This is a genomic window from Pseudomonas palmensis (assembly GCF_017848315.1).
Lineage (GTDB): Bacteria > Pseudomonadota > Gammaproteobacteria > Pseudomonadales > Pseudomonadaceae > Aquipseudomonas > Aquipseudomonas palmensis.
In genome coordinates, this window is sequence record NZ_JAFKEC010000109.1 from 1 (window position 1) to 5,515 (window position 5,515).

At 65.5% G+C, this 5,515-nt stretch carries 2 protein-coding genes; both read right to left on the reverse strand.

Going from position 1 to position 5,515, the window contains the following annotated elements; genetic code table 11:
• A partial coding sequence (locus JZZ72_RS27435; RefSeq protein ID WP_210015479.1) for a DUF6531 domain-containing protein occupies nt 1-2,940 on the reverse strand: 2,940 nt, incomplete at its 3' end.
• A partial coding sequence (gene tssI / locus JZZ72_RS27440; RefSeq protein ID WP_210015480.1) for a type VI secretion system Vgr family protein occupies nt 2,937-5,515 on the reverse strand: 2,579 nt, incomplete at its 5' end. The genes tssI and JZZ72_RS27435, both read right to left, overlap by 4 nt.

The following is a 5,515-nucleotide window of genomic DNA, read 5'->3' on the forward strand; positions in this document are numbered from 1 at the left end:
GTTGCCGGCCTCGTCATGGAACCACTGCAGTTTGCTCGCGGCGTTGATGGCCTGGATCAGCCTGCCGTTGCCGTCGTAGGCAAAGGTTTCTTCCTCGCGCTGGTCACCCTGGCTGGCCACGCGGGAAATGAGACGGCCGACGGGATCGAAGGTGACGTCGAGGCGGCGTTGCCCGACGTGGGTGGAGGTCAGGCGCCCAGTGTTCGTGTCGTACTGGTAGCGCGTGCTGAGGCCGTCGAAGCCGCTCTCTTCCAGCAACCGCCCGACCGGGTCGTAGCGGAAACTGGCGTGGCTTTCGTTTTCGTTTTCCAGGCCCGTGAGGCGGCCCAGTTTGTCCCACCGATAACGCAGAGTGTTCTCGGCCGCATCCACACGCTCGGCCAGCAAGCCAGCGACGGTGTAGGTCCATGTGGTACAGCGGTCGAAGGCATCGACGTGGGCCAGCAGGCGACTCTCGGCATCGCGCTCGAAGCGCTCTTCGGTCTTGTCCGGGTGGATGACCAGGGCGAGCTGGCCGGCCTTGTACGTGTACTGGGTCTTGTTGCCGGCGGCATCGGTGAACTGCACCAACTGCCCGATATCGTCATAGGCCCATTTGCTGGTCTTGCCCGAGCAGTCGGTGTACTCGACCAGTTGCCCGGCGTCGTTGTACACCAGCGCCTTTTCGTTGCCGTTGGCGTCCTTGATCGCCTTGACCAGACCGGAGGGTGTGTAGGCGAACTCGGTCTTGTTGCCCAGCGGGTCGACGGTTTCGCTGAGGTTGCCCTTGAGGTCGTATTGGCGTTCCCACACACCGGCCTCGGCGTCGCGGATCCTGATCGGGCGACGACGGTCATCGTAGGCAAAGTGAACCTGGCTGTGGTCGGCACGGATATGCCGCACCACGTTGCCTTGCTCGTCGTAGTCGTAACGGTCCTCGCTGCCATCGACGTGGACATGCCGAACGATGTGCTTGCGCTCGTCGCGAAAGATCCACTCCGAGCGCTCGTCGGGGTAACGCACACGGTACAGATGTCCAAGGATATCGTAGTAGTACCAGGTCTCCTGGCCATGGGCGTCGGTGACGTAGGTGAGGCGAATGTTGCTGTCCCACTCCAGGCGCAACTCGTAGCTGCCGTCATCGGCCCATTCGCGGATGGCCTTGGCATCGAACGCACTGCCCTTCCACTCCAGGTTCATGCCCCGGCCGGTACGGTCGGTGTAACGGGTCACCAGGTGATTTTGATAGTGGTAGTGCCAGGTGCCTGCGTGTTCATCCTGTGCGGCGACCAGGTCGCCATGGGCATCGTAGTGATAGGCACACAGTTGGCGTAGCGGTTGGCCGTCACGCATTTCCCACAGGCCGGTGATACGGCCATGGTCATCGATCAGGGTGCCAAGGTGACGCATCACATCACTCATGTCCCCTTGAAAGGTGATGATGTCGGACAGTACCGGCCGGCCCTCGTGTCGATGCTCGTAATGCAGCATGCAGCCGGCATCGTTCTGCAGCAGGATCTTCTGCAGGTAGTAGCGCTCGCCCACGCGCAGATAGTGTTCCTTGCGCACGAAGCCGCGGCAGATCACCAGTTCGTCTTCACGACTGCGAACCAGCAGCAGGTCTTCGATAGCGTTGTACTGCGCCTTCTCGACCTTGGGCAGGTCGAACGCATGGCTACGGCCATCGTAGTCGTGAAACAGCAGACCCGTGCCGACCACATCGATGCAGGTGGTGAACGGCGTGACCCAGCGAGCGCCCAGGTTGCCTTGGTCGTACTCGGCCAGGCGCGAGTGGTAGATACGCTGCCACTCGATGGGAAATGCACCCGGCAGGCTGAAGTCGGTATGGATGATGAATTCCGAACCCAGGGCAAAGCTGATGTGGTTGCCTGAGTGCGCCTTGGGCGCTGGGCGCGGGATCGGGCAGGTATCTGGAAGCGGGCTGGTCGAAGCCACGGCCTCATGCTGCCTGGCCGTCGCCCCCAGCTCCCCCTTGGGTTTCTCCCGTTCCACCTGGGTCACGGTGCCCGGCTTGCTCACGCCCGACTGCCCGTTCTTGTTGCGCTTGCGAAAGCCCTTCACGGCGCCGTCCAGCACATTGAGCATCGAACCGATGCTCATCGCCAGCGACGGGTCCGCCAGCCTGTTCAACTGGCGCGCCAACTCCGGCCCCAGCTTGCGCAACTGCCCGGTCTGGGCCAGTACCTGAGCCTTGATGTCATCCGACACCAGCTTGCTCACGGCGCTGTTCACCACCCCCTTGCCCGCAGCCTTGCAGGCACTGTGCATCGCACCGAAGATGTTCCTGATCGCCGCCCTGGGGCTGTGCGTGAGCTGGTCGCCAGCCGCAGACAACTGCTGGCTCATCGCCGTGCGGTCGCTCCTGGCATCGAGCTGGCCGGTGGCCACGGCGTCCAGGCCGTCGGCGATTTCGCCGAGCATCTGGGTGCCCTTCGCACCCGCCGCGTCAAGAATCTCGGCCAGCCTGGGCTTGGCCTGGGTGACGAAGTCGTCGATGGTGCCGGCGATGGTGGCGTTCAGGTGCCCTATCAGCACCTGGATAAGCGAGTCGCCGAGCAGCATCTTGGCGCTGTTGCGCAGCTCCTGGCGCACCAGAAACAACGTCGGGCGCAGGCTCATGCGCGCGGCCGCCATGGTCGGCGGTGCCGGCAGTACGCCGATCAGGTTGATGCCCAGGCTGACCCAGTCCAGCACCTCGCGCTGCTTGCTCTTGACCAGGGTGACCACGTCCCCCAGTGCATCCACCAGGGCCATGATGTTGCCCACCACCGGCAAGGCGCCGGCCACGGACTTGATGCGCTCCAGGGTGACGGTGCCACCACTGATCGATTGCAGCCAGGCGTCGAATTCGGCGGCGCCGCGGCCCACGTCCTTGGCGTCGATGGTGTTGAGCGGGGCGACCGCGACCTGGGGTTCGCGGGGTTTGGCGGACTCGCTCATGCCAGCACCTCGCGGCTGGCCAGAGCCTTGGCCGGGCTGCTCGGCAAGGTCGGCTGGGCCAGACCGGGTAAGGTCTTGAGCGCCCTTGCCGCTTCCAGCGACGCCGCTGCGCCGGGCACCACGCTACTGGCCAGGCCGGCCATCGCGGCAGGCTCGCCCTTGAGTGCAGCGCCCACCTGCTGTGCCTGCTGCAAGGCCGCCTGGCCACTTCTGGCCAGTTGCAGCCCGCTGCCCGCAAGCGCCTTGCCATCGTCCATCACTGCAGAGCCACCGGGGCCCATGAGGCCCTGGGCCATTGTCTTTCCTTGTGCCATAACGTCCTGTACCAGTCCTTTGCCCTTGTCCATGCCTTGCTGCACCAGTGCCTTGCCTTTCTCCAGGCCATCCCTGGCCGCGCCCAGCACCTCGCCGACCACTGATTGCTGGCCGGGTGCGATATCGTCGAGTGAGGGGCTGATCGGCCACGTGCTGGCGCCAAAGTGGCTGGCCTCGGCCCAGGTGTCAGCCGGGTCCAGGCCGAAGTCGGCCCACAGCGGGCCGAGGGCGGCACCGCTGGCGAGGTTGAAGCCGTCGGCGTCGAGCGTGCCCTTGATCGATTTGCCCAGTGCGTCGGTCACGTTGTAGTCGCCGGTTTTCACGCCTTTGCTGTTGGCGTACTGGTACAGCAACTCCAGATCGCCCTTGCCCGGTTTGGGCGGCTCGGGGAAGGTGCCGGCCAGGCTCTTGGGCCCCACATGGGCGAAGTTCGCCGCGTGCGCGGTGTACGGCCCGGTGGTCACGTGGGTGATGCCACTGGCGTTGTAGGTGGTGGCACTGCCGCCGCCCTGCACCACCAGTTCGGTCTTGGCTGTCAGCGTGATGCGATCGGCATTGGCAGTGATGTCGAGCTTGGCCAGCAGGTTGATGCTGTCCTTCAGGGCCCGGAAGTCGATATCTCCTGATACGGCGATCAGCCGCCAGCCCATGTTCTGCACGAACAACCGCATGCCCTGGCTGGCACTGGCCAACAGCCGCTTGCCGATCGACAGACTCGTATGCCCGGTGCTGCTCAACGCCAGGTGTTCACCGGTCGCGACATGCGTCGAGCGCGGCGTGGTCAGGGCGATGCCCGCCGGGCTGGCCAGCACCAGGTGCGGTTCGCTGAACTCGGGAAATTCGTTGGCGCTCTGGTTGGTCGGGCCGCTGCCGACGATGCCCTGGTGCTGCGCATGCAGGGCCTTGGCCACCTCGTCCTGATCGCCCGACTCCTGCGCCTGCACCTCGCGCGCCTGCTGGCCAAAGCCGTCCTGCTGCTCGCTGGCAGTAGCCAGGCGTTCGGCGGTTTCGGGCAGGTCCTTGTGGTGCTTGGCTTCGTGATGCCGGGGCTCGGTGGTCAGCAGCAGGCCCGCCGCCGCACGGATCGCCCCATGCCGGTCGGTGCGCAGTTCGAAACCCTCCCCACGCGGCTGGCCGCCCGAGGGGCGCGGGTGGGTCAGGTAGCCCAGGTTGATCGCACTGGCGCCGTGGTCGCTGCGCAACGCGATGCTGATCTCGCTGGTGGTGTCGTCGATGCGCAGCTCGTTGCTGCGGCTGCCCTTGTATTCCTTGCTCTTGACCGTGGCCAGGGTCTTGAAGTCGGGCAACCGGTACGGCGGCAGGTTGGCGCCGTGGTACAGGCAACCGGTGATCAGCGGCTGGTCGGGGTCGCCTTCCAGAAAGGTGATCAGCACCTCCATGCCCACACGCGGTAGCGAGATGGCGCCGAAGCTGCTCTGGCTGGCCCAGTTGGAGGCCACGCGCATCCAGCAGGTGGTCTTGTCGTCCGACTGGCCCTCGCGGTCCCAGAAGAACTGCACCTTGACCCGGCCGTACTCGTCGCAATAGATCTCTTCGCCCTCGGGGCCGGTCACCACGGCGCGCTGGGAGCCCAGCACCCGCGGCTTGGGATGCCTCAGCGGCGGCCGATACGGCACGTCCCACGGCGTGGCGCAGAAGCGGTTGCGATAGCCCTGGTGGAAGTCGTCCTTGAGGTCGGTGACCTCACTGCTGATCACCTCTTCGAGCACCTGCGGCTGCTTGCCTTCGTGGATGATTTCGGTGAGCAGCCACAGGTCATTCCAGGCCGGGTTGGCGTGTTCGGTCAGGCTCAGAAAATGCCCGCTGACCAGGCTCGGCTGGTCGCTGCGGCCCTCGGCCAGGCGGTAGTCGCTGCGGTGGCGCTCCAGGGCGCGGGTGGCCAGGTGCTTGCCGCGCGCGCGGTCGCTGAAGCGGGCTGGGTAGTCGTAGTCTTCCAGGTCCGGCGCGGCGCCGCTGTCGGCGTCGCTTTCAAGCTGAATGCGCGGTTTGGTGAAGTCGTAGTCGCGCCGCGTGGTGCGGCTGGTGCGCGTGGCCAGGCGCAGGCCGAAGCGCTTGATCACCGGTACGTCGGCCACCAGCCCGGTGTCCTGCTGGTAGGCCACCGGGGCCAGCGTGGGGAATACGGTCTGGTCGTCGCCGAACACCAGCGCATGGCCCTGCGGGCTGTGCTGGAAGTGGTAGTGGATGCCCTCCTCCTCGCACAGGCGCTGGATGAAGTGCAGGTCGGACTCGTCGTACT